The sequence below is a fragment of the Roseibium sp. LAB1 genome, assembly GCF_054658235.1.
The window spans coordinates 400,624-427,523 of the sequence record NZ_BAAGIB010000002.1; the positions used below are offsets into that span (position 1 = coordinate 400,624).

At 59.4% G+C, this 26,900-nt stretch carries 23 protein-coding genes; 8 read left to right on the plus strand and 15 right to left on the minus strand.

The genetic code is table 11. The features are described 5' to 3' along the window. The first annotated feature begins 94 nt into the window (after positions 1-94). Both ACYQ54_RS11830 and ACYQ54_RS11835 read left to right on the plus strand, forming a co-directional pair. Entirely contained in the window at positions 95-466 is a 372-nt protein-coding gene (locus ACYQ54_RS11830) for a VOC family protein (RefSeq protein WP_460082426.1), read from the plus strand. Between the two features lie 107 nt (positions 467-573). Beyond that, the gene (locus ACYQ54_RS11835) at positions 574-2,208 is read left to right on the plus strand and encodes an FMN-binding glutamate synthase family protein (RefSeq protein ID WP_460082428.1); all 1,635 of its coding nucleotides are present in this window, start codon (positions 574-576) and stop codon (positions 2,206-2,208) included. Positions 2,209-2,478: 270 nt separating this feature from the next. Here ACYQ54_RS11835 and ACYQ54_RS11840 read toward each other — a convergent pair whose 3' ends face one another. The 7 genes from ACYQ54_RS11840 to ACYQ54_RS11870 form a co-directional block, all read right to left on the minus strand. Beyond that, on the minus strand, positions 2,479-4,389 hold the full coding sequence (locus tag ACYQ54_RS11840; RefSeq protein WP_460082431.1) for a flotillin family protein: 1,911 nt from the start codon (positions 4,387-4,389) through the stop codon (positions 2,479-2,481). 53 nt (positions 4,390-4,442) lie between these two features. Beyond that, a complete protein-coding gene (locus ACYQ54_RS11845) occupies positions 4,443-5,201 on the minus strand; it encodes a YqiJ family protein (RefSeq protein ID WP_460082433.1) in 759 nt (252 codons plus the stop codon). Between the two features lie 2 nt (positions 5,202-5,203). Beyond that, positions 5,204-5,887 (minus strand): PspA/IM30 family protein, encoded by a 684-nt coding sequence (locus ACYQ54_RS11850; protein WP_460082435.1) that lies wholly within the window; start codon positions 5,885-5,887, stop codon positions 5,204-5,206. 138 nt (positions 5,888-6,025) lie between these two features. Beyond that, positions 6,026-6,532 carry a hypothetical protein gene (locus ACYQ54_RS11855; protein ID WP_460082437.1) on the minus strand — a complete coding sequence of 169 codons (507 nt, stop codon included), beginning with the start codon at positions 6,530-6,532 and terminating at the stop codon, positions 6,026-6,028. Positions 6,533-7,217: 685 nt separating this feature from the next. Continuing rightward, positions 7,218-8,066, minus strand: coding sequence for a helix-turn-helix domain-containing protein (locus ACYQ54_RS11860; protein ID WP_460082440.1), 849 nt, complete (start codon positions 8,064-8,066; stop codon positions 7,218-7,220). 179 nt (positions 8,067-8,245) lie between these two features. Continuing rightward, entirely contained in the window at positions 8,246-10,129 is a 1,884-nt protein-coding gene (locus ACYQ54_RS11865; RefSeq protein WP_460082442.1) for an ABC transporter ATP-binding protein, read from the minus strand. 33 nt (positions 10,130-10,162) lie between these two features. Next, positions 10,163-10,789: a helix-turn-helix transcriptional regulator gene (locus ACYQ54_RS11870; protein WP_460082444.1), complete on the minus strand. Its 627-nt coding sequence runs from the start codon at positions 10,787-10,789 to the stop codon at positions 10,163-10,165. 366 nt (positions 10,790-11,155) lie between these two features. Here ACYQ54_RS11870 and ACYQ54_RS11875 point away from each other — a divergent pair, with 366 nt between their 5' ends. The 3 genes from ACYQ54_RS11875 (at position 11,156) to ACYQ54_RS11885 (ending at position 14,462) form a co-directional block, all read left to right on the plus strand. Further along, complete coding sequence (locus ACYQ54_RS11875) at positions 11,156-13,153, plus strand: putative bifunctional diguanylate cyclase/phosphodiesterase (RefSeq protein WP_460082446.1); 1,998 nt, start codon at positions 11,156-11,158, stop codon at positions 13,151-13,153. Between the two features lie 87 nt (positions 13,154-13,240). Then, positions 13,241-13,564: a DUF2293 domain-containing protein gene (locus tag ACYQ54_RS11880; RefSeq protein WP_460082448.1), complete on the plus strand. Its 324-nt coding sequence runs from the start codon at positions 13,241-13,243 to the stop codon at positions 13,562-13,564. A gap of 127 nt (positions 13,565-13,691) precedes the next feature. Next, a complete protein-coding gene (locus ACYQ54_RS11885) occupies positions 13,692-14,462 on the plus strand; it encodes a hypothetical protein (RefSeq protein ID WP_460082450.1) in 771 nt (256 codons plus the stop codon). A 36-nt stretch (positions 14,463-14,498) separates the two neighbouring features. On the opposite strand, the gene ACYQ54_RS11890 is transcribed toward ACYQ54_RS11885, so the two are convergent. The 5 genes from ACYQ54_RS11890 to ettA form a co-directional block, all read right to left on the minus strand. Continuing rightward, complete coding sequence (locus ACYQ54_RS11890) at positions 14,499-14,891, minus strand: RidA family protein (protein WP_460082452.1); 393 nt, start codon at positions 14,889-14,891, stop codon at positions 14,499-14,501. Positions 14,892-15,047: 156 nt separating this feature from the next. Beyond that, positions 15,048-15,665 (minus strand): MOSC domain-containing protein, encoded by a 618-nt coding sequence (locus ACYQ54_RS11895; RefSeq protein ID WP_460082454.1) that lies wholly within the window; start codon positions 15,663-15,665, stop codon positions 15,048-15,050. 134 nt (positions 15,666-15,799) lie between these two features. Continuing rightward, complete coding sequence (locus tag ACYQ54_RS11900; protein WP_460082456.1) at positions 15,800-17,899, minus strand: FUSC family protein; 2,100 nt, start codon at positions 17,897-17,899, stop codon at positions 15,800-15,802. Positions 17,900-18,027: 128 nt separating this feature from the next. Further along, positions 18,028-18,990, minus strand: a complete 963-nt coding sequence (locus ACYQ54_RS11905; protein ID WP_460082458.1) for an endonuclease/exonuclease/phosphatase family protein — start codon at positions 18,988-18,990, stop codon at positions 18,028-18,030. Positions 18,991-19,130: 140 nt separating this feature from the next. Then, positions 19,131-20,780 (minus strand): energy-dependent translational throttle protein EttA, encoded by a 1,650-nt coding sequence (gene ettA / locus ACYQ54_RS11910; protein WP_460082460.1) that lies wholly within the window; start codon positions 20,778-20,780, stop codon positions 19,131-19,133. 291 nt (positions 20,781-21,071) lie between these two features. On the opposite strand from ettA, the gene ACYQ54_RS11915 reads away from it, so the two are divergent. Further along, positions 21,072-22,025, plus strand: coding sequence for a 2-hydroxyacid dehydrogenase (locus ACYQ54_RS11915; protein ID WP_460082462.1), 954 nt, complete (start codon positions 21,072-21,074; stop codon positions 22,023-22,025). Between the two features lie 439 nt (positions 22,026-22,464). Here ACYQ54_RS11915 and ACYQ54_RS11920 read toward each other — a convergent pair whose 3' ends face one another. Next, positions 22,465-22,884: a hypothetical protein gene (locus ACYQ54_RS11920; RefSeq protein ID WP_460082465.1), complete on the minus strand. Its 420-nt coding sequence runs from the start codon at positions 22,882-22,884 to the stop codon at positions 22,465-22,467. Between the two features lie 18 nt (positions 22,885-22,902). After that, complete coding sequence (gene bla / locus ACYQ54_RS11925; protein ID WP_460082467.1) at positions 22,903-23,799, minus strand: class A beta-lactamase; 897 nt, start codon at positions 23,797-23,799, stop codon at positions 22,903-22,905. Positions 23,800-23,963: 164 nt separating this feature from the next. Between bla and ACYQ54_RS11930 the strand changes: the two genes are divergently transcribed. After that, a complete protein-coding gene (locus tag ACYQ54_RS11930; RefSeq protein WP_460082470.1) occupies positions 23,964-24,833 on the plus strand; it encodes a LysR family transcriptional regulator in 870 nt (289 codons plus the stop codon). 19 nt (positions 24,834-24,852) lie between these two features. Here ACYQ54_RS11930 and mnmD read toward each other — a convergent pair whose 3' ends face one another. Next, the gene (gene mnmD / locus ACYQ54_RS11935) at positions 24,853-25,575 is read right to left on the minus strand and encodes a tRNA (5-methylaminomethyl-2-thiouridine)(34)-methyltransferase MnmD (protein ID WP_460082472.1); all 723 of its coding nucleotides are present in this window, start codon (positions 25,573-25,575) and stop codon (positions 24,853-24,855) included. A 104-nt stretch (positions 25,576-25,679) separates the two neighbouring features. Between mnmD and ACYQ54_RS11940 the strand changes: the two genes are divergently transcribed. After that, positions 25,680-26,840 (plus strand): NAD(P)/FAD-dependent oxidoreductase, encoded by a 1,161-nt coding sequence (locus tag ACYQ54_RS11940; protein ID WP_460082474.1) that lies wholly within the window; start codon positions 25,680-25,682, stop codon positions 26,838-26,840. The last annotated feature ends 60 nt before the right edge of the window (positions 26,841-26,900 follow it).

Below are 26,900 nucleotides of genomic sequence, written 5' to 3' on the forward strand. Positions count from 1 at the left end.
CAAATTAGAAAGTTAAGTCTGCCTATTCCGATCAATTTTGCAAATCTTTAGATCCAGTACGCCGGCACTGCCAATCATATTTCAGGAGCAACACATGATCGGATACACATCCTTGGGAACCAATGACCTGAAACGGTCAGCGGCGTTTTACGATGCACTGCTGGCGGAATTCGGCGCGCAGCGGCTGATGGAGTTCGATGATTTCATCGTCTGGGCCGGCCAACCAGGCACGGCTGCCTTTTCCATTCACATTCCGTTCGACGGCAAAGCAGCGACCGTGGGCAATGGTGTCATGATTGCATTGTCGGCCGGAAGCCGGGCGGAGGTCGACTCGGTCTACCGCAAAGCCATCGAGTTGGGTGCCGCAGATGAAGGCAAGCCCGGGCAACGTGCCGAAAACGGATTTTACGCCGCCTATTTTCGTGATCTGGATGGCAACAAGTTGAACGTGCATCACATGGTCTGAGGTCTAACCGGATCCGGACAAGGGCGATCGACCGTGTTGATCGCCCTTCCCTTTTTCGCTGCGGCCTGACACAACTAGACAGCCCGCCGAAAAGGAGTCACCCGTCCGTGTTTCCCGCCCGCTATACCGTTTTCATTCTTTGCATCGCCCTTGCCTTTGTTGCGCTTGTCCTGACGTTTGCCCTCAGCGGCTACTTCGTCTGGCCATTTCTGGTTTTCGCAGCCCTGTCGGCCATCGGCTATCACGATATCCGCCAGACGCGTCATGCGGTCCTGCGCAACTATCCGGTTGCCGGTCATTTCCGCTTCCTGTTCGAGGCAATCCGGCCTGAACTGCGCCAGTATTTCTTTGAAAGCAACCAGGATGGCCGCCCGTTCTCGCGTGAGCGACGCTCAATGGTTTACGACCGTGCAAAGGATATCGAGGATGTTCTGCCCTTCGGAACGGAACTCGATGTCTATGACACGTCCTATGGCTGGGTGAATCATTCGGTCTGCCCCAAGCCGCACAGCCACGAAGACATGCGCGTGACGATTGGCGGACCGGACTGCAAACATCCCTACTCCGCTTCCCTCTACAACATTTCCGCCATGAGCTTCGGCTCACTGTCCGGCAACGCCATCCTGGCGCTGAACAAGGGCGCCAAGGCCGGCGACTTCTATCACGACACGGGGGAAGGAAGCGTTTCGCGTTATCACCGCCAGGGCGGCGGCGATCTGGTGTGGGAACTTGGCAGCGGCTATTTCGGCTGCCGCGCGAGTGACGGCACATTCGATGCCGAAAAATTTGCCAAGCAGGCCGTCGACCCGCAGATCAAGATGATCGAAATCAAGATGAGCCAGGGGGCGAAGCCAGGTCACGGCGGCGTGCTTCCCGGCCCGAAGGTAACAGAAGAAATCGCTGAAGCGCGCGGGATCCCCGTCGGCAAGGACTGCATTTCCCCCGCTTCCCATTCCGCTTTTTCAACCCCGATCGAACTCCTGCACTTCATCACCCAATTGCGGGACCTGTCCGGTGGCAAGCCTGTCGGCTTCAAACTGTGCATAGGTCATCGCTGGGAATTCATGGCCATCGTCAAGGCCATGCTGAAAACCGGTATCAAACCGGATTTCATCGTGGTCGATGGAGCAGAAGGTGGAACGGGTGCCGCGCCGGTCGAATTCGCCAACCGTCTCGGCACGCCGCTGCGCCAGGGGCTCACATTCGTGCACAACTGCCTGGTCGGCACGGGCCTGCGCGAGGACATCCGCATTGGAGCAAGTGGCAAACTGATCAGCGCGTTTGACATCGCCGGAGCCCTGGCGCTTGGGGCCGACTGGGTCAACTCCGCCCGCGGCTTCATGTTCGCGGTCGGCTGCATCCAGTCCCAGAGCTGCCACACCAACCGTTGCCCGACCGGTGTAGCCACGCAGGACCCCAAGCGCCAGCAAGCGCTTGTGGTTCCGGACAAGGCAAAGCGTGTCGAGAATTTCCATCGCAACACGCTCAAGTCGCTGCGGGATTTCTCGGCCGCGGCAGGACTGAGCCATCCGCGCGAGTTCAAGCCGGAGCACTTCTATCTGCACGAGGGCCTGCGCGAAATCATGCCAGCCAGCGTCGCACTTTCCTGGCTGAAGAAGGGCGCCCTTCTGGACCAGTCGCACAACATCGCTGGCTACTCCACATATTGGGAAATGGCGGAAGCGGAAAGCTTTCATCCGGTCAAGTCGATTGAAGCGGCCAAGTCGGTCCCACATCAGTAGTTCACAATCAACGTTACTGCAGGCCGAGGTATGACTGCCTGATTGTGGAACCTTGTTCCGAAACTTGAATGGCCCGAGCGCGGCTCAAGCGAACGCAACATGTAAATAAATAGATTTTTTGCACACACGGGAAGCCGTGTGCAGAGGCCAGTAGAGCCAGGGTTTGATCTCAAAGTTTCGGAAGCATCTCCGTCATGGTTCTACGGAGTTCGGCCTGACTGTCCAGATCCCCGAACCGACGGGCTCCGGGATCTGGACAAGGTTGCCCATTCAACTGGTTGATGCAGGCGGCTTCGGATCGATCTCTGCCGGTGCGGTCTCTGCTGGTTTCCGGGCTGGTTTCTGGCCTTGTTCCTGGGTTGTCTCCTGTGCAACAGCCTCCGTTTTCGAGGTTTCCGTCGTTTCTCCCGCCTGAGCCTGCGTTTCCGTATCGTCCCCCTTGGCCTCGGCGGCCGGGGCGTCGGCAAGGCCTGCTGTCAGGCCGGCAAGACCGGAACCGTCAAGACCGACTTCCTTCATCATGGCATCCAGAAGCGGAGCCTGAGAGCGGTATCGCAGGGCCGAGGACACCATCTGGTCGGCAAGGTTGCCGCCGGCGCTATTGCCACCGCCGCCGTTTGCTGTGCCACCCGCACCGCCGGTCAAGCCGTCAACCTGAATGATCTTGATGCCGTCGATCTGCTCCAGCGGCCGGACACTTTCAGCAATGATCTGTGGCAGCTGCTCCAGAAGCCTGATGCGAACCTGCATTGCGATCTGATCCGTTGACAGCAAGTTCGCTGCCTCATTGATCGCCCGTTTACCGGCGGCTTCCACTTCGTAGAGCACTTTCTGAGCATCGGCACGGAGCTTGTCCGCGGCGGCCGAGCCTTCAGCCTCGATGCGCAGTTTCACCGATTCCGCCTCGGCTGCGATCCGTACCGCTTCAGCCTGGTCGGCGGCTGCATGCTTCTGGGCTTCCGCCCCCACAGTGATGGCAACCGCGTCCGTTTCTGCGGCCTTGCGAGCCTCGATCAGCTCGATCTGCTTGTCGCGTTCGGCAATTTCCGTTTCACGGGCGGTCGCAACCTGTTCGGAAGCACGGGCGGCAATTGCGCGTGCCTCATCGGCCTGGGCTTCAGCCTCCGATTTCTCACGCGACTTTGCGGCAACAGCGATGTCACGATCCTGTTGAGCCAGTTCGATCAACTTCTGCTTTTCGACATTGGCCGCCTCGACGCTGCGCTCCTTGGTGATCTCACGTTCGCGAACCTGCTGGTCCATAGCGATCTGGCGCTCGGTGACCACCTGGTTGGATTCGATGTCCTTTTCCTTGACCTTCTGCCGGGCTAGGATCTTGGCTTCCTCCGCTTCACGCTCCCGCTCAGCCTGCTGTTTTGCAATCAGCGATGCCTGTTCGGCGCGGCGGATCTCGACCTCGCGCTGCTGTTCAAGCTTGGCGAATTCTTCATCCCGGCTGATCTGCAGGCTTTCCTGCTGAGCTTCCAGGTTCTTGCGCCGGATCTGGACTTCAGTCTCCTGTTCAATGTCGTTGCGCTTCTTGCGGCGTTCCTCGATCGCCTGTGTCAACTTGGTCAGACCTTCGGCGTCAAAGGCATTCTCCGGATTGAAATACTCCCGATTGGTCTGATCCAGACCTGTGAGCGAGACGGATTCCAGTTCCAGACCGTTTTTGAGGATGTCTTCCGATACGGCCGCCTGCACCTTCTGGACGAAATTCACCCGCTGCTCGTGCAGTTCTTCCATGGCCATTTCCGCAGCAACCGCACGCAGAGCATCTACGAACTTGCCTTCCACAAGTTCGCGCAAGGCTTCCGGCTTCATGGTGCGCTGACCCAGCGTCTGAGCAGCGTTGGCAATGGATTCTATTGTCGGCTGAACACGGACATAAAACTCAGCCAGAACATCGACACGCATTCGATCCTTGGTGATCAAGGCTTGCTCGTTCGAACGGCGGACTTCCAGCCGCAGCGTGTTCATGTTGACCGGAATGATGTCATGCAGCACCGGAAGCACGAGCGTGCCGCCATTCATGACAACGCGCTGACCGCCAAATCCGGTCCGCACGAACGATACTTCCTTTGAGGAGCGGCGATAGAGCCGCGAAATGATCAAACCGATGGCAAGCAGGGCAACAAAGCCTACGCCGACAAGAATGAGGATGCCAACGAGCTGGTCCATAACCCACTACTCCCTTCTGATAAATTGATGAAATTTCCGAAACGGGCGCAGGCTTAGCCGCCTGCGCCGGTCAATGACGCACTGGTGTTCCTGATCGCGGTAAACCTAGCCCCGGACTGGCGAACAATGATGATGTCCGCCCCCAATTCAAGCTCCTCTCCCTCGACATCCGGTTCCACCAGCAAATAGTGGCTTTGCCCGGTAGGGTCTTGCAGGCGAGCCTGTGCAGGCACCCCTGTTCGGGCAATCCCCTGGACGATACGGGCAGGTCTGCCGATGAAGCTCTTCAGCGAGACGGCATCGCTTTCGTCCTTGGGCATGATTTTCGAAAGCCCGAGCGCTGTCACCCGCGTGAAAGGCAAGGCGCCTGCGAAAGCACCGGCAGAGGCCACTACACCGGGCAACAACCATCCAGTGAGCCCATGAACCAGGCTTTGCAACACATAGCCTGTCAGGCCGAAACCAGTCAGGAATATCACCAAGATAACCAAGGCTGGAACACGGCCGAAGCAGAGCCAACTGAGGATCTGACCTAACACGCCGTGCCCGACCGCCGACGGGTTGGCTGAGCTGCCAACCACTTCGAGCTCGCTGGGAAGGGCGCTCCCGACGCCGCCCGCGTGAAAGTCCGAGACGTCCGCATCTGGAACTTCGACATCCGGCAGATCGAAATCCGGCAGCAGGCTGTCGATCATGCTCGACAGGCCAAGTCCCAGAAGGGTTCCAACTCCTTCGGCCAGCGCAATCGCGAGCATCAGACCGAGAGAAACCGCAAATGATGTGTTCTGCTGAGCTAAGATGAAATCGAACATGTTCAGCTGTCTTTCGCAGCCGCCTTCAAGGCGGCAAGACGTTCGGCAACCCGGTTCTTGCGCGCCAGGTCTTCCAGCTCCGCCAGCTTGGTTGCATCAGCCTTTTGGGTGGCGATACCACCAGGCAAGCCAGTGGTGCTCTTGAGAACGCGGTCAAAGGCCTCTTCCGCCTTGCGGGTCTTGCCTTCCACACTGTCACTTCGCGCGGCTGGACCAGCCGCGGCCCCGTCAGCCGAGGACTGCTTCTGCGCACGGCGGAAATTGGCGAGTTCAGCTTCCATCTCACGCTTGCGGGCCTGGAGCGCACTAATATAGCCTTCCAGCTCTTTCTCCTCACGGCCGGCATCGGCAACGGCGGCCTCGAGTACCGGAACCTGAACCTCCAGATCCAGCTGGCGCGCTATTGCGGCCTCGGCAAGGTCGTCCCTACCTTGGTTCACTGCCAGTGCAATCTGTTCGCCAAGTTCTTCGTGACGTGTCGTTGTCTCACCCAATCGCGTATTGGCCAGATGTTTGTTCGCGAGTACGCCAGCCAACTCGTCGCGCACCTGATCCGTGGCGCGGTCGACTTCGCGGATCGCCTCGTCCATCACTGTTTCCGGTGAGGCGTTTTCGATGGAATCCACCAGCTGATTGACACCGCCGGATACGAGACGCTTCACACGTGCAACAAGACCCTCTGCCATTTTTCCAACCTTTCTGTGCTGGTCATTAAATCAATAATGGGGTTCCAACATTGAGGGGACTCAAAATCTGCCACCTCAGCGGAATACTTCCAATTTCAAATCTTTCAATTTGCCATGTGACGGGCGAAAGACACCCCTTCAGGTACCTGCCTTGCGCTTTTGATCCAGCAGGCTGGCAATTTCCAGGATCGGACCCAGGCGCCGTTCCATAAGGTCCGGATCATATGTCCGGCTCTGGGTCGTCAGCCCGAGATCAAAAATTTCCTCCACAAGAGCGAACAATTCAGCAGACAGCATAGCTTCGAACTGCTTGAGCTCGTCCCCACCCGTTTCCGCAGTAGGTGCAGCTGCCACCAGTTGCGCAACTATCTCGGGAAGACGCTCATACAGCTTGATGACAAGATCGGACCGCATTCCGGTCTCTCTTTGCAGTTGCCGCACTCCTCGCTCCGCTGGACGCATCATCGAGCGGAGCAGGTCCTCGCAGGCTGCGACGTCCTGCGTCCCTTCCTCGCGCTCTCGCGCCAACCTCAAGATTTCTCGCATCTTGTCGCTTGGCGTTCGAGCGCCCTGGACTTCATAATTTGCCAGAAACTCGACATCTTCATCGCTGAGCCTGACACTGATCGGAATACTCTTGCCCATTTTGAAACCTGCTCGTCAACGCCTGTATCGATACGTTTACATATGTGTACACTTGTCTTCAGATGTCAAGTAATTCACAACCAGAATGCGGTGCGGCCGGTCTTTCCAACTCCCTCTCTTCACACAAAAAGCTATGATAAGATATTAATTTTGAAAGACTTATCTGACTGAATGGCAAAATCGTCCGGGCTTGAAAATTCATCAGTGATACGGCCTCAGACGATGACCTGCCAACCACGATGTTTGTCTGAAAATGTGCTCAGCGCAGTTTCAGACGCATCTGGAATGTTTGCAGTCGAGACAACTCGACTGAATGGCACAAGACGTAAGCTGAGAGTTTTCGATCGGCAAAGTCCAGCGAGGCATCAAAAGCCAAAGCAACGAACGAACGGCTCGGGCAAGCCTCCCTGAAATTGAGCCTGTGACTTGGAGCCTGCGCAATCGCGGCTTGATCTAAAACCCAGCCGTATTGAAGAGCATTGTCCCTAGCCCCCATTATCTCACCGGTTGAGAGCCCTGCCAAAAACGCTGCCGTGCGTCTTCCTTCAAAGTGAACGTTTCAGAGTAAATAGAATGGCGCGGGTATCGGCGGCGGACCGAACAAACGGAGGTGTCACGAATGCAACTTGCAAAAACACAAAGGCAGCAAGGTAACCGTTGCCCGCGGCAATAAATCGAACAAATCTCAGGTGATCTGGCGCGCCAGCCGGACTGCAAAATCCCCCGCTTCGTGCGAGCGAATGACCGCATGGCGGACGAGATCGTCAAAGTGGCTGGCAAACAACTGGACGTGACGCGTGTTGGAAAAGGCCAGATAGCGCTGGCCGAGGTAAAGTGCTGCCCATTTCTGGCCGAAGACAGTGAAAGGTGCGGAGAAGCGGTCCGTGGCACCGAAGAGATGCAGCCGTAGCGAGGGGTAAAGCTCGCTCAAGGTGAGGCCCATGATCTCGAGCTGCTCCCGGCGCAGATCCGCCGGCAGCCCTTGCCATAACCCTTCTCCGCGCGCAAAACCTTCCAGAGCCTCTTTCGACAGGGCAATTTCCATATCGGATTCCGCCCGGCTGAGGAGTGCTCTCTGGTCACGGGTGCCGGTTATGGCCTGGTCGGCGGTGCGCAACGTCTCGCCGGAATATTCAAAAGCCAGAACGGCCTCTGTCTTGAGGACATCGGGCAGGTTGGCCGGAACATGCCGGATTTTTGCACCTACCGCGTCCCGATACCAGGCAAGCAGATGTTCATCGACCGGGTGCCGCTCGGTTTCTGCCACCTGAACCGCCTGATCCAGGATCTCGGCCGCGGCTCCACGGTGCGTGGAAAGGCCAAGCAACCAGTCTGAAGAAACGCTGAGCGCGGTCGCAATGGCAGCCAGTGCCTGACCGTTGGGCAAGCGCGGTGCATCTTCCGACAGCAACTGGGACACAGTGGATCGGTCTAGCCCGGCACCGCGTGCCAGATCCGATCGGTTCATGTCCCGGCTGCGCAAGGCATCCGACAGGCGTTCGCGAAAAAGTACGGCGCGGTCTCTCTTGTCCATGAGAGGAGTATTGTCAGCCGAATTTCGGAAAATCAACACAAGCTGACATTTTCCCGAAACAGCTGACCTGATTGCACTTTGTCGGTACCCACAGCGTCGTCGTGATCCCGGCGACGAGACCTGCCACAGGCGAACTCCGCTGCGGCAGCCCACTCGATCGGCAGATTGCCCGTTTGAACCTATTCGGCAGCGTTCAGGGCGAGAAACCCACCCGACTGACGTTCCCAAAGCGCGGCATAGAGACCGCCGGACGCAAGCAGTTCCCGGTGCGTGCCCTCCTCGGCAATCCGGCCCTGGTCCATCACGACAAGCCGGTCCATGGCGGCAATGGTCGACAGACGGTGGGCAACGGCAAGGGTCGTGCGTCCTTCCATCATGCGGGTAAGGTTCTGCTGAATGACAAGTTCCGCCTCGCTATCGAGCGCAGAGGTCGCCTCGTCCAGGATCAGGATCGGCGCATCCTTCAGGAGCACCCTGGCGATGGTGATGCGTTGACGCTGACCGCCGGAGAGTTTGACACCCCGGTCACCCACATGGGCATCAAGCCCCGTCCGGCCCTTGCTGTCCTTCTGCTCCTCGATGAAATCAAGCGCTTCGGCGGCCTGGGCGATCGCCCGGACCTCGTCGTCGGAGGCGTCCGGCCTGCCATAGCGGATGTTATCCCGGATCGACCGGTTCAGGAGGGAAATGTCCTGCGTGACAACACCGATCCGGCTGCGCAGCGATGCCTGGGTGACTTCGCGCACATCCTGCCCGTCAATTGCAATCCGGCCTTCGGTGACGTCCCGCAGGCGCATCAGAAGAGACACCGCCGTCGATTTGCCGGCACCGGACAGACCGACCAGGCCGACCCGCTCTCCCGGCTTGATGGTCAGGTTGAACTTGTCGAGAACAGGCTTGCGATCACTCTGATAGGCAAAGGAGACGTTGTCGAAACGGACCTCGCCGGCACTGACCTTGAGCTCGCAGGCATCAGGCCGGTCGACGATTGCCGGCCGGCTTGTCATGATCGGCATGGCATCGCGGATCGTGCCGAGCGTACTGGTGATAGACTGTCCGATCCCGATGAAACTGGACGAGGCATGGGACAATGATCGTGTCACCGTCAGCCCGGCGACGAAGTCACCAATTGAAACCCATCCTTCCATCATGCCCCAGAAGCCAATGGAGACCACGGCAAGGATCAGCAGCACGTTCAGAAAATAGACGCCGCTGTCGGTCAGGATGTAGGACCGGTTCTCGCTGTGCCTTGTATTGATCGTCTCGCCGATGACCTTGCGGATCGCACCGGCTTCCGAATCCTCCGCGGCAAACAATTTGACCATGGCGATGTTCGAATAAACGTCGGTCATCGCCCCGGTCGCCTTGGAGTTTGCCGCCGCCACCTTGGCGGAGCGCTGCAGATAGGCCGGGATAGCCAACCAGGCGACGAGGATATTCGCGCAGATCCAGAAAAGCACCGGAATGGCCAGCGGCCAGGCCATTGCCAGAAGCAGCAGGAACGATCCGCCGAATTGAATGATCAGGAAGGGCACCGTCTCGATAGACAGCATCATCTGCCGGTGAACCGACATGGTGACCTGGGCAATACGGGACGCGACCTGACCGGCGAAAGTATCCTCGAAGAATGCGAGGTCCTGGGCTTCCACGGCCTTGTGCGCCTGCCAGCGCATTGCCGCAGGCAGAAGAATGCGCACGGTCTGGAAGGCGAAGGTCTGGCGCAGAAGAAAGGCGATCGGGTCGATGATCACGAAGAGGAGAAAGAAACCGGACAGAATGACCACGTTGTCTTTCAGAAAAGCCTGCGCACCGGCCTCGGTCACCCCGTCCACGACGAAGGCTATCGCCCAGATACCGGCGAGGCCCAGACCGGAAGAGATCATCGCCAGACAGGAGACGATCACCAGTTGCCAGCGGAACATCTTGGCGAAATGCCAGACCAGCTTCAGCGGCCCCTCGTCCGGCAACGGCGTGATCGGCAATTCCAGTGGTTTGATATGGGTCTCGAACGGATGGAAATACCGTTCGATGAGCCGTGCAAGCAGCGGCCTGGCGATTGACACGCAATAAACTCCTCGACTGAGACCGGCGCGGGATCAGGCCGCGGGCTCAATCCTGTAAACACAGCGACGACCGCCCGAGAGCTGATGTTCGGTGCGTTCGACCGTGACGCCAGGCCCAAGGACATCCTTGAAAAGATTGAGCTCTGACCGGCAGAACCCCTGACAGGCCGTTGCCGCGGCGCAGATCGAACAATGATTTTCGATGAGCAGATAACCCGTCCCTTCCGGGACAAGATCGGCCATGTAACCTTCCCGGTTGCGCAGGTCCGCCAGCACTTCCAGCTTACCGCGCAAATCCGGCGCCTTGCCAACCGCTTCCGAATAGGATTTGCGGCTTTGCGCTTCGCGATGGGCAATCAGCTTGTCGACACCTTCCTCGCCGAAAATATCGTTCAGGCCGGTGATCAGACCGAGCACCAGATTGGAATGGTTGTCGGGAAACTGCTTGTGTCCGTCCGGTGTCAGGTCCCAGACCCGCTTGGGCCGGCCGACGGAGCCTTTCAGATCCTCGAAATCCACCAGCCTGTCCTGCAGCAGGCCATCCAGATGCTGGCGAACAGCTACGGACGTCACCTTCAGTCCCCGCGCGAGATCCACCGCAGTCTGCGGGCCGGAGGATTTCAGCGCATTCAAAAGCCGGGTTCGGGTACGATCTGCCATGCCTGCCTATATAGCGTATTTTCGAGATAAAAAAATAGTCTGCTTTCCTTATTGAAGGAGATCAGAGCCGAGCCCAACGACAAATCTGCCTCGACGTTCACATTGATTTGCCATGTCGGGCGGACGCATGCCACAAGTGGTGGGTGACACGTCTGCGGCAGAGCAATGCTCAACGCCGATCATATGTTTGGCACACCCTGTTTATCGAGCGAACTCCGCATCAAAATACTGCGAAATTTACACGCTGGAATTTCTGACCGGCCATTAACACTTCAAAAGTCAGAACGCGACGCAAAGTCACGAAAGTCGCCTTCATAACAATTCTTTAGATTATTTCGATTAGGAAAAATGACAACGGAGGACGCAATGGAAAAAATCCGGGCTTTCCTGAGATGGATGATGATCGACCCACGCCATCCGGAAATCGCACAGGCTCAGTACAACGAGCTCAAGACCCAGATCCCGTCGCTCTATGCCCTCCTGATGGTCAATGCGATTGCCGTTGCCTATACCCATTTTGATATCGCGCCGACCTATCTGACAGTCGGCATCCTCGCACCGATCCTGCTGATCACGACGTTCCGTATGGTGGCCTGGATACGCGCCCGCCAAATCGACCCTACACCGCAAGAAGCCATCAGCAAGATGCGGCAGACGGTCATTCTCGGCAGTCTGGTGTCCGTCATCTACATTGCCTGGTCGCTCAGCCTGGACGGCTATGGCGGGCCAGCGGAGCGCGGTCATGTGGCGCTTTTCATCGCCATCACCGTCATCGGTTGCATCTTCTGCCTGATGCACCTGCCGCAGGCTGCCCTGATGGTCATGGTGATCGTGACGATCCCCTATCTGGTGCACTATCTCGGCCAGAACCAGGACGTCTACATTGCCATAGGGCTCAATATCTTCCTGGTGTGCCTGGTTGTCCTGCAGGTTCTCCTGAACGGCTACCGGGGGTTCTGCAAACTGATTGAATCGCAGTCTGACCTGGCCGCCAAACAGAAAGAAACGGAGCTTCTCAACGCAGAAAACTCCAAGCTTGCCCAGACCGACGCGCTTACCGACCTGCCAAACCGGCGCTATTTCTTCAATCGGCTTGAAGCCCTGATCAGCGAAGTGGAAGGCACGGACCGGCAGTTTGCGGTCGGCGTCGTCGACCTGGATCGGTTCAAGCCCATCAACGACACCTATGGCCACCAGTTGGGCGACCAATTGCTGATGGAAGTCGGCATGCGCCTGAAAAGCCTTGGAATGCCGAATGTCGAGATCTGCCGTCTCGGCGGCGACGAGTTCGGTTTCCTTTATCTCGGAGACATTTACGAGGCTGCCTCGACGGGGCAATCTATTTGCGAACAGATCAGCCTCCCCTATCGGATCGGTGAACTGCAGGTTTCTGTCGGCGCGTCCTGCGGCATTGCGTTCTATCCAGACGCCGGCACGTCTGCCCATGCCCTGTTCGACCGGTCCGACTACGCCCTTTACAACTCAAAGACCAGCGTGCGCGGCCGGACGACCGTCTATTCGGCCGAACATGAAGCCCGCATCCGCTCGGAACGGGCTATCGAGTCCGCCCTTCAAAGCGCAGATCTTGCCAGCGAATTCCAAGTCTATTTCCAGCCTGTCATCCAGTTGCCGGAACGGTTCGTTGTCGGCTTCGAGGCGTTGGCGCGGTGGGACAGCCCGCAGCTTGGCAGAATTGCTCCCGACAAGTTCATTCCCATTGCAGAGCGGGCCGGCCTGATCCACAGGCTGACCTTGTCCCTGTTCGAAAAGGCCGTCGACCAGATCAAGATCCTACCTGGATCTCTTACCCTGTCGTTCAACCTTTCCGCACATGACGTCACATCCGCGGCAACCGTGGATGCGCTGCTCGACATCATTCGCCGGACGGCCGTAGACCCGAGACAGATTACGTTTGAAATCACCGAGACTTCCGTGATCGGCAGCTATGAAGCAGCAGAAACCTGCCTGCAATCGCTACGCAGTGCCGGTGTCAAACTGGCGCTTGATGATTTTGGTACCGGCTATTCCAGCCTCGGCTACCTGCACCGGCTGCCCATTGATTGCGTCAAGATCGACCGCAGTTTCGTTGCCGGTATCAAGGACCCGATGGCAAGCGGCGTCGTGACATCAATCGTCAACCTGTGCCGCTCCATGAAGATGCTGTGCGTGGTGGAAGGTGTCGAGGAAAGCCACCAGCTGGAACTGCTGGAAGCCATGCATTGCCGGCTGGTCCAAGGGTACCATTTCAGTGCGCCCTTGCCTTTCGAAGACATTCTTGCCAGTGCCGGGAAAAACGGAACGGTCGCGGGCCTTCCCTTGTCCGGAACGCTTGCCGCCAGCAGCATTCAGTTTATTCGCGCCTGACCGGCAAAGTGCCCTTGGTCAGCTTCTCATTTGTGGCGATAGCTAGTACCTGTTTGGTCTCCTGAACCGAACCCCCTGGAGACTTTCATGACCGGCGGTACCAAGCGGCAAAAAGACATGCGCAAGGCGCTGCGGGCATTGCTGCCACGTGTACCCTTTGCCGATGCGGAAGCCATTCTCGGCGTTGCCCTCGCCGGCCATCTGCGCCACCTGCCACCCGCCATTGCCCTTTGGCAGGCCACTACCAGCCACGTCCGGCACGCGCTGACCGATTATGACACCTTGCTGGAGGAAGGCTACGACCGCGACGCCGCGCGGTTCTTCGTGCTGGACGAGATGAACGACGTGCTGAGTTCCTGGGGCTGCGCAAAACGCCTGGACGCCGACGAGACTTCCTTTAGCGAGGACTGACGCCAGTTGACCTCAACCTTATTCAGGCTCCCCGAATTTTAACATCCAAAGATTGCATTGCCTCATCCCTGTACTTCCGTTTAAGTTGCATACCAGAATCAAGCAACTTCTAATTTGGAGGAAAGAGATGAAACGCTGGTATCCGGCCCTGTTTGCCTTGATCGGCACATTCATGCTGGCTTCCGCCGCCGCGGCCCAGGAGCCGCCACGCTCTGACAGTTTTCAAAACCCGGAAGACTTCCTGGCCTGTACCGGCAACCCTTACGCTCTCTGCTATTATTCCGGGCCGGACAAACCGACACCGCGCCGTGTTGGTCAAGGCGTGCCGTCGTTGCCATGTGTCCTTGATCCTGACCTGCCGGACAACGCCAGTTGCACCTGTTATGCCATTGATGAAGTGGGAACCGGACCGACCGAATATAATTACGTCTTGATCGAATCCATCCTGAACAAGCAGGCCCGCGAGGACACCCAGACCTTCTGCGAGGAAAATGGCGGCTGTCTCAACATGAAAAACCTGCAGCAGTGCATCGACAGCAACATGACCGATGCCGGTTGCGCAACGGCGCCGGTCTGCGGGCTTCTGGGAACAATCGAAGACAACAAGCTGCCAACCCTTTTCCCGAACCTTCCCGACGTCCACTACATCTCAACGTTCAGCTTCGAGTTCGTGAAGGATCACCATTTCAACTCGACCTCCTGTTCGAAGGACAAATACGCCGGCTGCATGACCGCCCCCTGCACCAAGGGTGAAGACGGCCTGACCACCTGCTCCTGCCCTGTTTATGACGGCGAGTATCAGGTGGGGCAGAACCTTGCCGCCACGGGGCTTGGTTGCCATCTGGACGGCGACAATGTGTGGTCGGCCGCCAACCACACCACACAGGACAGCCAATAGGCTTCAAGGTCAGGTATTTGATATCCGTTTCAGATATCAGGGCCGCCGGGCGATCAGGTCGATTTCGACCAACGCATCGACGGCAAGGCCCGAAACACCGACGCAAGTGCGGCCCGGCAATTTGCCGGGCTCGAAAAACGTCCGGTATGTATCGTTCATCGCCTGATAATCCCGTTTGAACTCGGTCAGATAGACACGGATAAAGGTCGTGTTTTCAAGTCCGAGCCCAAGACCGCCCAGGACGAGCTTCAGGTTCTCCATCACCCGTATGGTCTGCGCCTCGATGCCGTCCGGTAGCGGGGCCTCCGGGTCGTCCGGCAAGGTTGGCATCTGGCCGGTTACGAACACCCAGCCGTCAATTTCGACGGCATGGGAAAACGGGGCAACGGGCTGTGGTGCCTGGTCGATCATGTGATGGATCGGAAGCATGTATTCTCCTGATATCTGCAAAGGGGCCAAGACTCGTGCTGTCCGCGCCTCGGCTTACCCCTGAAACGCCCTCGTCCCTGAGGAGGGCTGATAGGCCCGTCTAAAAGGATGAGGTGGACGGACTTGGAAGGGCAATCTTTCGAGTGCTCTGAAGATCTAGCTTTTCGTGTAAATCCATTGTTCGGGAACATGGGCGGTGACTGTCTCGCCTGCCGCGACTGTTCCAGGAATTTCCACGTAGCCGACGAGTCCTCTGAGGCGCTTTGCCTTTTGCGGAAAAAGCAGGTCCAGCCCGTCCCGGTCCGGAAAGTGTTCGGCAATCGCCTCGCCTGCAAAACGGCAGGGTTTGTTGTCACCGTCCACACGAATAACCACGCCACCCTCGAAGACCAGCCGTGTGCGCGGCGGAACGAGGGACAGCCTCGGTATCCCGGAGACAAGGACGTTGCCGCCGATCCATTCGGCCTTCAGCACCGCAATCTCCATGCGCGATGCGATCTCGGCAAGTTCCTCGGTGGACAGGATGGAAATCTGGCGCTCGTTGCACATCTCGGTGCCGCGCGGATACCAGGGTTCGCGGCCGCCGGACTTGCGGGTGTGGCCGCCGTGCCGGTCTCCCGAAATGCCTCCGAACGTCAGCTCCAGGGGGTCTGTCCCGGAGGTTCTGAAGTCTTCCGCAGAACTTGTCCGGAAGACGCTCTCTACCTTGCCGGCGATCCTGAATGCCGGCGTTATTCGAAGGTCATCGGCGAGAAGCTCGAGCTGGTCTGTCATGAAGGTCTCCTGTCGCGGTCGAGCGGCGATGCTAGGGCGCAGACGCTTCCCTGACCAACGAAACTCCTTGATGTTTTCATAAACGCGGCGGATGGATCTGCCACACCCCGAACTTGAGCCGGACACGGCAATTTTCAGGCAGGGCTGGAGAGGAACTTCTCCTTGCGCAATCCGTCCAGGCATCTCACGACCTTTCGGGCGTGATAGAGCATCGCGACCCAACCCGTCTCAAGCGCAAGATTGCCTGTTGCTCCCTCTGGAATCGCTGCCGTCCAGTCGTCCTCCAGGCCTGGAACGGTCTGCCTCGGGCGTCCCTCAAGGACAGCCGAAAACTCGTCTTCCAGGCGCTTGTCCATGCGGGCAACAAAGGCGTCTATTCCGGACCTGGCCGGACTTTCCGCCATTTCCCGCATGACGTCCGAACGGGCCTCCCGATAAAGCACCACGTATTGGGCCAGCACGATCACCAGCACATTGAGGTCGCTGGCGGAGCGCGTGAATGACGACCACGGCGCCTGCTCGATCCGATAGGACCTGGCAGTGGCGATCAGCGTGCTTGCCGCCATTCGAAGTCGGGCAAGGTCCTGAAGGTCCGTCTCCGCCCGGCCACCTTCGTTCTCCAGACAGTCCCGGCAGGCATTGAGATAATCGGACGCCAGCCCAGAAAAGCTTGCACCGGTGCGGTTGGGAAACAGCAACCATGCCGCAGCAAGACCGACGCCCGCGCCGATCATCGTGTCGTAGAGACGCGACCAGAGTTCGCCGATTGGCAAGCCTTCCAGGGTCTGCAGCCCCATGACCACCAGAAAACTGATGATGCCGGAGGCGATGGCGTAATTGCGGTCGAGGAATACGATGACCCCGGGTATGGCAATGACAACGAGCACGAGCCTGACGGATGGAAACTCCGCCAGTGCCGGATCGACCAGCATGGCCAGAACGACGCCGCCCGCAGTCCCGCCGATCCGCTGTGCGGTTCGAAGCAGCGTCGCCCCGAGGCTGTTCGAAAGCACGATGATGATGGTGAGCGTGACCCAATAGGCGTGATTGAGATTGAACGCGAGCCCCAGGGAAAAGCCGATCCCGGCTGCGACACCTGCCTGAAACGACAGGCGCCAGGAAAGTTGACGCCACCAGGCGTCCGTGGGTCCGTTTACATCCGCATCAAGGCTCAGGTGAACCGGCTTGTCCCTTGCAGCCAGTATCCACAGACGCTTGAAGGCCTGGGCGATGCGCAATTCCTGAAACCGGTCATTTGCCGCCTCCTCCGAACCGGCCTGCAGCCAGCTCGCGGCAGGCGCGCCGTCCCGGCCATCGCGCTCCCCCGTATCGCCCGCCTTCGTAACGCCCTCACCGGTTTCAAGGCGATGGACAAGTCGGTCGACCGTGCGGCGAAAGCCGGCATCTTGCGCCAGACGATTGCGCGCGTCCCGAGACAGCTGGGCGCGCGCATCGCCCACGACCTCCAGAGCCAGTTCCACCATGATGGCCGCTTCCGGCGACATGCCCTGCAACTCGCCTTCCGGCCTGAGCAAATCGGCGCATGCCTGCAGTTCCATGCGCAGCTTTGCCAAGTCCCTCAATCGGACGGCCGCGCCCCCGGCGGATCGGGCAGTCCGGCCCGACAGTTGCCTCAGATAGGTCGCCATCGCCTGACGGTTGGCAGCCTCCACCCTCAGGTAGGTTCGGTATGTCGAGGGCCGCCAGGGCCCGGTTCGGACCGCGAGCGCTGTCACCATTCCAAGCACCGCCATGGCCGGCAGCCAGACACCCGGTGATCCTGCGAGGTTACCGAGGATCACGAACAGCCAGCAAATCGCCATGCTTCGTCCCGCACGCTGCCAGAAAGGACCGAGCCCCTGCATGGCAAAGCCCAGCATGATCGCGGCGATCCAGAGGCCCTGCAGAACGGTTGAGGCACTTTTTCCCGCTACCTCAGCGGCAACGGCCCCAACTGCAAACAGGAGCGTCAGGAACCCTCCAAGCTTCAGGATACCGACGATCTCGGCCCTTCGGGTGGAGACCGGCGTGAACAACAGGCAATGCCCGCCAGTGGCCGCTGCCAGAACGGCCAGTGTAAAGGCCGACTGACCCGGTACGACGCTTGCCACGACATTTGCCAGGAAGACCGCTCCGAGCACGGTCAGCATCAGGTGAAAGCCGCGTATCAGCCGCAAGCCGCCCGGGTCTGTGCGCAGGAGACTTGTCTTTATGTCCGAAGCGACTTGAAGCATTGGTTTGACTTGAACCCGGCTCTTCAGGATGGAGACCCTGACGTTCTGAAGACACTTCTCTTATGCGGATTGCAGAGCCTCGTGTCCATGGCGCTTCGATCCGTCGAACACCGGCCTGCCTCGGAAGATCAGTCGGACGGCTCTTGCTCCGCGAGAGCGAATTCTGCAAAGACCGGCCAATGATCGGAGCCATTGAAGTCGCCAGGTTCGCAGTTTTTCACCGCGAGCCCGTTCCCAACGAAAAAATGGTCGAGCTCAAGGCCGATGCCCGGAACAGGGGCAAGCCATGTCGGGGTCCAACGGCTGCCGCAGACCGCCTTGCGCATCCGCGCCGTTTCCTGAAACCCTGCCAGCAGCGGTGCCCAGGAGGTTGCGTTCATGTCGCCGGCGACCAGAACCGGTCCCGGCGTTTGCGACACTTCGGTCGCAAGCCTTTGAAGAATGTCTGCCTGGGCGAGATAGAAGTGCGGTGTCAACGGTGGCAGTGTGTGGACCGCAAAGACACTCAGGCAGGGCTCTGCCTGCCCACCGCAGTAGACTGCTTTCGTGATCGCGTTTGGGTTCCGGCCCACAGGAATCAGTTCGACGCTGCGCGGCGCAGTGCGCGACAGGATAACTGCGGCGGGACGTCCGAATAGCGCCTGACCGGGCACTCCGGCCACATGAAGCATGCCTTTAAACCGGTCAAGCAGCCTGTCGTCGGCAGGCACCGGCAGCTCCGTGAGGATCATGAGATCGAAGCCACGCGCCCTGTTTTCCTCGACGAGATCGTCGAGCGCTGCCGCGCTGCCGAAGAGATTAGCCGTGACGACGCTTGTTGCCGGTTCCACCGTACCGGAGGTTGCAGCAAAGCGCCCATCGTCGAAGACATCCATGCGCACGAGAGCAACCAACGACAGGCAGACGGCCATCGCTGCCCTGTTCCAGTTCCGGAAGATCGCAAATCCGGTGGCAAACAACAGGCCGACCAGAACGTATTGGGCCTGAAAATGAGCCAGAAGATCGAGCGGCCAGCCGATCGTGGCCAGAAACGAGGCAAGAACGGCGACGGCAAAAGCCGCAAACAGACAGACGATGGTTCTGTGGAACATGCCTTGTGCCGCCCGCTGGACATTAATCGCCCGGTGACTGGTTTGCACCACCGCGCAAAAAAGATGCCGGCCCGTTGCCGGGACCGGCACATTCGGGAAACAGGGGGCAAGCCCCCTGTCTCAGTTTCCAGGCCGTTCGCTCAGCGTGTGAGCGGCTTGTACTTGATCCGGCGCGGGTCGGCGGCATGTGCGCCAAGGCGGCGGACCTTGTCCTTTTCGTAGTCTTCGAAGTTGCCTTCAAACCATTCCACATGGCTGTCGCCTTCAAAGGCGAGCATGTGCGTGGCCAGACGGTCGAGGAACATACGATCGTGGCTGATGATAACGGCGCAGCCGGCGTAGTTTTCCAACGCGTCTTCCAGAGCTGCCAGCGTCTCGGTGTCGAGGTCGTTGGTCGGCTCATCGAGCAGCAGCACGTTGGCGCCCTTCTTCAGCACCTTGGCCAGATGCACGCGGTTGCGCTGACCACCGGAAAGATCGCCGACCTTCGCCTGCTGGGCTGCACCCTTGAAGTTGAAGGACGAGCAATAGGCGCGGGAGTTGATTTCCTTGTCATCGAGATAGATGACTTCGGCGCCGCCAGAGATCTCTTCCCAGACCGTGTTGTTCGGGTTGAGCGCATCGCGGGACTGGTCGACATAGCCAAGGTGTACACTGTCACCGACAACGACCTTGCCCTTGTCCGGCGTTTCCTGGCCGGTCAGCATCTTGAACAGCGTCGTCTTGCCGGCGCCGTTCGGGCCGATGACACCGACAATGCCACCGCGCGGCAGCTTGAACGACAGGTTGTCGATCAGCAGACGGTCTTCAAAGCCCTTGGAAACACCATCGACCTCGATGACGTTTGCGCCGAGACGCTCGCCAACCGGAATGAGGATCTGCTCGATGGACGGCTGACGCTCTTCCTGGGCGGTCAAAAGGTCTTCAAAGGCCCGGATACGGGCTTTCGATTTGGTCTGACGGCCTTTCGGGCTCATGCCCATCCACTCGCGCTCGCGGGAAATCGCCTTGGAACGGGCCATGTTCTCGCGGCCTTCCTGCTCCATACGCTTGGTCTTCTTTTCCAGATAGACCGAGTAGTTGCCTTCGTAAGGAATGCCCTGACCGCGGTCGAGCTCGAGGATCCAGCCCGTGACATTGTCGAGGAAGTAGCGGTCGTGGGTGATGATCAGGACGGAGCCCTTGAACTCGCGCAGGTGACGCTCCAGCCAATGGACCGTTTCGGCGTCCAGGTGGTTGGTCGGCTCATCCAGCAGCAGCAGGTCCGGCTCGGACAGCAGCAGCTTGCAGAGCGCGACGCGGCGGCGCTCACCACCTGAGAGATTGTCGACGGCGGCGTCTGACGGCGGGCACCGCAGGGCCTCCATCGCCATTTCCACCTGGCTTTCCAGGTTCCACAGATCCTGTGCGTCGATTTCGTCCTGCAACGAAGCGGCTTCCTCGGCGGTTTCATCCGAGTAGTCCATCATCAACTCGTTGTAGCGGTCGAGCTTGGCTTGCTTGTGGGCCACACCTTCCATGACGTTTTCCATCACGGTCTTGGTGTTGTCGAGCTGCGGTTCCTGCGGCAAGTAACCGACCTTCGCCCCCTCGGCCGCCCAGGCCTCGCCGGTGTATTCCTTGTCGATACCGGCCATGATCTTGAGAAGGGTCGACTTACCGGCACCGTTCGGACCCAGGATACCGATCTTGGCGTCCGGGTAGAACGAGAGATGGATGTTGTCGAGGACCTTCTTGTCATTGTAGGCCTTGGACAGGCCATGCATGTGATAGATGAACTGGCGCGCCATGGGGCTCCGCTTCTCCGCTTTCAAAATCTGATGGGATTCTCAGGAATTCTGCGGCGTCTTTTAGGGGAAATGACGCCCGGGGGCAATGGGGGGAATGTGGATTGGTGCTCAAGCGGAGACTTCCTCGTCTGAAATGAAGATGGTTTGCGTTGGCCGATCCATTGCCGTTTGAATTGGCACGTCGAAACGACAAATCATCAGCGTACCGCCTCCGCCCTTTTGGCTCTTTTCTCGCTCTGCCGAAGTCCTTAAGGTCACCCCACCTTTCTTCATCACCCCACCGGACCTGCCATGACCTCCATCGATATTCTGATGCCCCGCCCGATGCTGCCGATCGTTCAGGAGCAGCTGGATGCCGCCTTTACGGTGCACCGGCTGTATGAGGCCGATAATCCGGAGGCGTTGCTTGCCGAAATCGGAGAGAAAATTCGCGGCGTAGCCATGGCTTTCGGGCCGGTGAACGCCAAGTTGCTTGCAAAAATCCCGAATGCGGAAATCGTTTCCAGCTTCGGGGTCGGCTACGACCACGTCAAAACGGACGATTGCCTGGCGGCGAATGTGATGGTGACCCATACGCCCGACGTGCTGACGGAAGAAGTTGCCGATACGGCGCTTGGACTGATGATCATGACGGTCCGCGAATTCGGCCAGGCCGAACAATGGCTGCGGCAGGGCAATTGGGAAAGCAAGGGCCCCTACAAGCTGACGGGAGCGACCATGCAGGGCCGAACACTCGGCATTTTCGGCCTGGGGCGGATCGGCAAGGCGATTGCCAAGCGTGCCGAAGCCTTCGGCATGACAATCCACTACCATGGCCGCAGCAAACAGGACGGGGTTTCCTATCCCTACCACGCAACACCGAAGGAGCTGGCGGCTGCCTGCGACACGTTGATGGTCGTGGCACCGGGCGGAGCGGAAACCCTGCATGCCGTCAACGCCGAGGTTCTGGAAGCGCTCGGGCCGGATGGCATCGTCATCAATATCGGTCGGGGTACGGTCATCGATGAGGCAGCGCTGATAGCCGCCCTTGAAAACGGCACGATCTACGGCGCCGGTCTTGACGTCTTCGAGAACGAGCCGCATGTGCCTGACACCCTTCTGAAACTGCCAAGGGTGACGGTGCTGCCGCATGTCGGTTCTGCCTCGCAAGCGACCCGCAATGCCATGGGGCAGCTCGTAGTTGACAACCTGACAAGCTGGTTCAAGACCGGCAAGGCCCTGACACCCATTCCGGAAATGCGCTGAACCCAAGGAAACACCAAGGCTGTCACGCTGCGCCGGCCGATTTTTTTCGGCTGCGCGTTTGACACGTGTTGCTTGCGCCATACCTTTAGGGGGGAAGCGCATCCTTTCTGATTGCGATGCGTTTGCCCCATAGGCGTGGAAACATCAGACCACACAAGCCACGCCGGGATGTCGACTGGGAGCGGCTGGTGAACCAATAAGACAAATGCGTTCAGAAGCCTGCTCACCTCCAGTCGTTCGCCCGGATCCGTCACGCGGATCCCGTTTGCCCACTGGTGCGCCGCGCTCGGTCGCTGTGCTTAAAAGTGGCAGAAGCCGGCATCCCCGGTCGCAACAAGGTAACTGGCGACATAACCTCCGCCGGTTGCCCGGGCCGGCCCTACCGGGGCCGGTCCCTCCGGAAAACCGAATACCGGGCTACAGGTCATTCCAGTTCCTTTCACTCTGATCCGCCGGCCGGGCACCTGAACGGTGTGAAGGTACTGCCCATATTCGCGCTGACGGTCATCATCGTCAGGATGTCGGCAAAGGCGAATTCGGCCGGTGTTTTCGGGCAGACGGCTTTCCCGGCGAAGCAACCACCCGCAATGAAGGCATCATGCTCGGCGACGAAGCCGGGGCGCATTTGCGAGCGGCTGACGTTTTCAAACGCCACCCGGACAATGTCCTGGTAATAGGCGCAGCGTCTGGCTCGCTTTTGTTCCCGCGTCTCCTCAGCAGCCGCATGGGATGACAAGGCCATTGTCGCGGCAACGGCAAGCAGCAGGGCAAGTAATGATCTTGATACGGGCAAGGTCGTCTCCGTCGGCAACAGGCTGGACATTTCCAGACGCGAGGGTGTCCGGGTGGACTTGGACATCCACCCGGACAGGCGCACTCAATCGATGAGACTTTCGGCAAGTGCGGTGCCGATATCGGCAATCGCCTTGTTGCGATCGTCGAAGGAGGCATCAGTCTGTGTGATATAGACCGCGATCACGACCGGCTCCCGGCCATCCGGCCAGATGACGCCGATGTTGTTGCGTGAGCCATTCCCTCCTGCCCCGGTCTTGTCGGCCACCGGCCATTCTTCCGGCAATCCGGCACGCAGGGTTGCATTGCCAACCTTGTTGTCCAGCAGCCAGCCCGTTAGCTGAGCCCTGGCGGTGGGCGACAGGGCATCGCCCAGAACCAGCTTCTGCAAGGTGGCGACGGCAGCGGCCGGAGTGGTGGTGTCGCGGGGATCGCCGGGCCTACCCTCGTTGAGACCCGGTTCCGCCCGGTCCAGCCGGGTGATGGTGTCGCCAATTCCGCGCAGGTAATCGGTCAGTCCTTCCGGTCCGCCAACCGCTTCCAGCACCAGATTGGCGGCGGCATTATCGCTGATCGCAACGGCCGCGTCGCACAGTTCCAGATACGTCATGCCACCTGAGCCGACCTTTTTCTCGGTGACCGGCGAATAGGAGACAAGGTCTTCCGACCGGATCTTCACGCGACGTTCCAGCTGAACCTCACCCTGCTCGCCCTTTTCCAGAAGCGCGGCGCACAGGAACGCCTTGAAGGTGCTGTTGAGCGGAAACCGCTCCTCTGCCCTGTGGGTCCAGATCTTGCCTGTTTCCGTATCCAGCACCGCGACGCCGATCCGAGCCGACAGGTGGCTCTCCGCCCCCGTGACGATTTTCTCAAGTGGTGCGGGATCGAACCCGGCGGCGTGTGCCAATCCGGAAATCGCCGGAAACCCGGCAAAAAGGGCAAGCGAAAGCGTCAACGCGTTACGGCGTGTCCAGAGTTTCATCTTCAACTCCAATGATGAATACAAACTGCCCGACCCGGTGTGGTGTGTTGCCCCCCGCACCATTCGTCTTCGGGACATCGCGACAGTGCCGCCGCCTCAGATATAACGCAAATGATGAATACTGAGGTTAGACATGAGTAGAACTTGGTCATAGTTGGATCCGGATGGACGTCTCAAAACTTCCGCTCAATGCCTTGAGAGCCTTTGAAGCCTCTGCCCGGCTCTGCAGCTTTACACGCGCCGGCCTGGAACTGCGGGTGTCGCAGACTGCCGTCAGCCACCAGGTAAAGGCGCTGGAGGACGTGTTGCAGGTATCGCTGTTCGAGCGCCTTCCGCGCGGTGTTGCCCTGACGGACGAAGGACTGGCGCTGCTACCTGTACTGACTGATGCCTTCAGGCGGATGAGCGATGCGCTCAGCCGGTTCGAGGACGGCAACTACCGAGAGGTGCTGACTGTCGGCGCCGTTGCGACCTTCGCGACCGGCTGGCTGTTGCCGCGCCTCTCCAGCTTTGCCAGGGCCCATCCGCAGATTGACCTGCGACTGAAAACCAACAACAACCGTGCGGATATTCTTGCGGATGGCCTCGACTGTTTCCTGCGCTTCGGCGACGGTGCCTGGCATGCCACAAATGCGGAAAAGCTGATGGATGCCCCACTGTCGCCGATCTGCTCATCCGAAGCGGCGAACAGGTTGTCAGTGCCGCAGGACCTTTTGCATGAACCCCTGCTGAGATCCTACAGAATGGATGAATGGGCGATGTGGTTCCAGGCCGCACAGTTGCCGCCACCGCGGGCACGCGGCTGGATGTTCGACAGTTCGCTGGCCATGGTTGAAGCCGTCACGCAAGGTGCAGGTGTGGCGCTTGTACCGACTGCGATGTTCAGCCGGCAACTGGCGTCCGGTGCCATTGCGCAGCCGTTCGAGACAAGCGTGCTGACGGGAAGCTACTGGCTGACATGGCTGAAATCCCGGGAAGAGACAAGCGCAATGCAGAAGTTCCGCCTTTGGTTGCTGGCAACGGCTGCAGCGTGACGGCGAGCGCGCGCCCGCATCAGGGCTTTCGCCCTTTCACCATTTCGCGCTTGCCGGCAAATCCTTCTGCCTTTTCGATTTCGAAGCCGGCGGCCTGAAGATTGCGGCGGACCCAGCCTGCGGCTGAATAGGTCGACAGAGTTCCTCCGGAAACTGTCAGACCTGCTGCCGCCTTCAGAAGTTCGGCGTCCCAGAGTTCCGGATTGCGCGCAGGGCTGAACCCGTCGAGATACCACGCATCAACCGGTGGAATGACCGGCTCATTACCGGTCTCGTCCTTCAAACCGGTGCTGAGCTGGCCGATCAACTCCCGCGCATCACCGATGCCGATCCGCAGGTTGGCTCCGGCGATCATGAGGCTGTTCCAGCCCGGCCCCGGCGACCAGACCTTCAGCAGATCATCTGCCAGTGGTCCCAGTTCCGGAAACGCATTGAGGGCGCGGGTCAGTTGCTCCACTGTCATCGGAAACAGTTCGAACGTCACGAAGGTCAGATCCGGCCGGTTGGGCCATTCCTGCCAAGCCGCGAGGGTGGTGAGGAAATTGAGGCCGGTTCCAAAACCGAATTCGGCAATGGTGAACCGCTCGCAGCCGTCGAACCGCCCGGGCAAGCCGTTGCCCTGCAGAAACACATGGCGTGTTTCGGCCAGACCGCCGGCCTTGGAAAAATACGTGTCGTTGAAGCCTTCGGCCCGGGGCGCGTCGCCCTGCAGCCATTCCAGATCCGGTGCCTTGATGGACATGATCTTGAGGTTTCCTTCGGGTAGCACCCATCAGCCTTTGCCATTTGCAACGCGTTCTCATAAGAGAGCCGGCAGGATCAATCAATCTCAAAGGACCCCGCCTCATGGCAGCAACCGACGCCGAAACTTTCGATGTCGCCATTGCCGGTGCCGGAATTTTCGGCCTGGCAATCGCGCAGGCAGCCATCGAAGCCGGGCTGAAGGTGGAGGTTCTGGAGAAAAGCCACGTCGGCGCCGGCTCCAGTGGTGGTGTGCTGGGGGCGTTGATGCCGCACATGCCGGCACGCTGGAACCCCAAGAAGGAATTCCAGTTCCAGGCACTGCTCTGCCTGGAGGACCGCATCCGACAGTTGGAGAGCCAAACAGGCCTTGCCTGCGGCTATCATCGTTGCGGACGCATTCTGCCGCTGACGACATCGGACAAGCTGGAGCACCACCTGGAACGGGCGGAAGAAAGCAAGCTGCGCTGGCGGCCTGAAGAAACCGGCTTTTCCTATGTGGTCGAGCCTGCCGGAAGCCGGTCGGACTGGCTGGACGCAAAATCCGCCCCCTTCGGCATTGTCTATGAAACCCTTGCCGCGCGGATCTCGCCCCGGGCCTATCTGGCGAGCCTTGCCGGCTTTGTCCGCCAGCACGGCAGCCTGCGGGAAGGCGTTGAGGTGGTCGGTTACGACGATGCATCACGCTCCGTCCTGCTTGCCGGCGGGCAAGCCCCCATCCGGACACGGCAATTCGTCGTTTCGGGAGGGTTTGCAGCTTTCGACCTGATCGAGACGCTGACCGGCGAGCGGATCGGGCGGGGCGAGAAAGGCCAGGCCCTGGTGCTGGAAGGCAAGGGTTTGGAAGACCGACCAGCGATCTATTGCGACGGTCTTTATGTCGTTCCGCATGACGATGGCACCGTGGCCATCGGCAGCACATCCGATCGGGAGTTCGAAGACGCTACGCCCTCGCCCACCCGTTCAGCCGAGCTGCTGGAACGCGCCACTGCCTTTTGTCCGCAATTGAAGGGGCGGCGGGTACTTTCGGACTGGGCCGGCATCCGGCCGCGCAATCACAGGCGAGACCCGCTGGCAGGAAAGCTACCGGGCTTCGAGACCGCCTTTGCGGCAACCGGCGGCTTCAAGATTTCCTTCGGCATTGCCCATCTGATTGCGGATGCCCTGGTGGCGGAGATGACAGGCCGTGACCCTGCCGTTCCTTTGCCAGAGACATTCCGCCCGGCGCACCACTTCGGCAGCGGCAGGCTGGACGCCGATCGCTAAAAACGCAACCGTCCAGGCGATCGCCGACAGCTCAAGCTGACGGCTCAATTGCAATGAAAG

Bases quoted from the DNA above. Each gene is read 5' to 3' on its own strand.
- ACYQ54_RS11830 (WP_460082426.1), top strand. From the start codon at position 95: ATGATCGGATACACATCCTTGGGAACCAATGACCTGAAACGGTCAGCG.
- ACYQ54_RS11840 (WP_460082431.1), bottom strand. From the start codon at position 4,389: ATGGACCAGCTCGTTGGCATCCTCATTCTTGTCGGCGTAGGCTTTGTT.
- ACYQ54_RS11845 (WP_460082433.1), bottom strand. From the start codon at position 5,201: ATGTTCGATTTCATCTTAGCTCAGCAGAACACATCATTTGCGGTTTCT.
- ACYQ54_RS11850 (WP_460082435.1), bottom strand. From the start codon at position 5,887: ATGGCAGAGGGTCTTGTTGCACGTGTGAAGCGTCTCGTATCCGGCGGT.
- ACYQ54_RS11855 (WP_460082437.1), bottom strand. From the start codon at position 6,532: ATGGGCAAGAGTATTCCGATCAGTGTCAGGCTCAGCGATGAAGATGTC.
- ACYQ54_RS11860 (WP_460082440.1), bottom strand. From the start codon at position 8,066: ATGGACAAGAGAGACCGCGCCGTACTTTTTCGCGAACGCCTGTCGGAT.
- ACYQ54_RS11870 (WP_460082444.1), bottom strand. From the start codon at position 10,789: ATGGCAGATCGTACCCGAACCCGGCTTTTGAATGCGCTGAAATCCTCC.
- ACYQ54_RS11875 (WP_460082446.1), top strand. From the start codon at position 11,156: ATGGAAAAAATCCGGGCTTTCCTGAGATGGATGATGATCGACCCACGC.
- ACYQ54_RS11880 (WP_460082448.1), top strand. From the start codon at position 13,241: ATGACCGGCGGTACCAAGCGGCAAAAAGACATGCGCAAGGCGCTGCGG.
- ACYQ54_RS11885 (WP_460082450.1), top strand. From the start codon at position 13,692: ATGAAACGCTGGTATCCGGCCCTGTTTGCCTTGATCGGCACATTCATG.
- ACYQ54_RS11890 (WP_460082452.1), bottom strand. From the start codon at position 14,891: ATGCTTCCGATCCATCACATGATCGACCAGGCACCACAGCCCGTTGCC.
- ACYQ54_RS11895 (WP_460082454.1), bottom strand. From the start codon at position 15,665: ATGACAGACCAGCTCGAGCTTCTCGCCGATGACCTTCGAATAACGCCG.
- ACYQ54_RS11900 (WP_460082456.1), bottom strand. From the start codon at position 17,899: ATGCTTCAAGTCGCTTCGGACATAAAGACAAGTCTCCTGCGCACAGAC.
- ACYQ54_RS11905 (WP_460082458.1), bottom strand. From the start codon at position 18,990: ATGTTCCACAGAACCATCGTCTGTCTGTTTGCGGCTTTTGCCGTCGCC.
- ettA (WP_460082460.1), bottom strand. From the start codon at position 20,780: ATGGCGCGCCAGTTCATCTATCACATGCATGGCCTGTCCAAGGCCTAC.
- ACYQ54_RS11915 (WP_460082462.1), top strand. From the start codon at position 21,072: ATGACCTCCATCGATATTCTGATGCCCCGCCCGATGCTGCCGATCGTT.
- ACYQ54_RS11920 (WP_460082465.1), bottom strand. From the start codon at position 22,884: ATGTCCAAGTCCACCCGGACACCCTCGCGTCTGGAAATGTCCAGCCTG.
- bla (WP_460082467.1), bottom strand. From the start codon at position 23,799: ATGAAACTCTGGACACGCCGTAACGCGTTGACGCTTTCGCTTGCCCTT.
- ACYQ54_RS11930 (WP_460082470.1), top strand. From the start codon at position 23,964: ATGGACGTCTCAAAACTTCCGCTCAATGCCTTGAGAGCCTTTGAAGCC.
- mnmD (WP_460082472.1), bottom strand. From the start codon at position 25,575: ATGTCCATCAAGGCACCGGATCTGGAATGGCTGCAGGGCGACGCGCCC.
- ACYQ54_RS11940 (WP_460082474.1), top strand. From the start codon at position 25,680: ATGGCAGCAACCGACGCCGAAACTTTCGATGTCGCCATTGCCGGTGCC.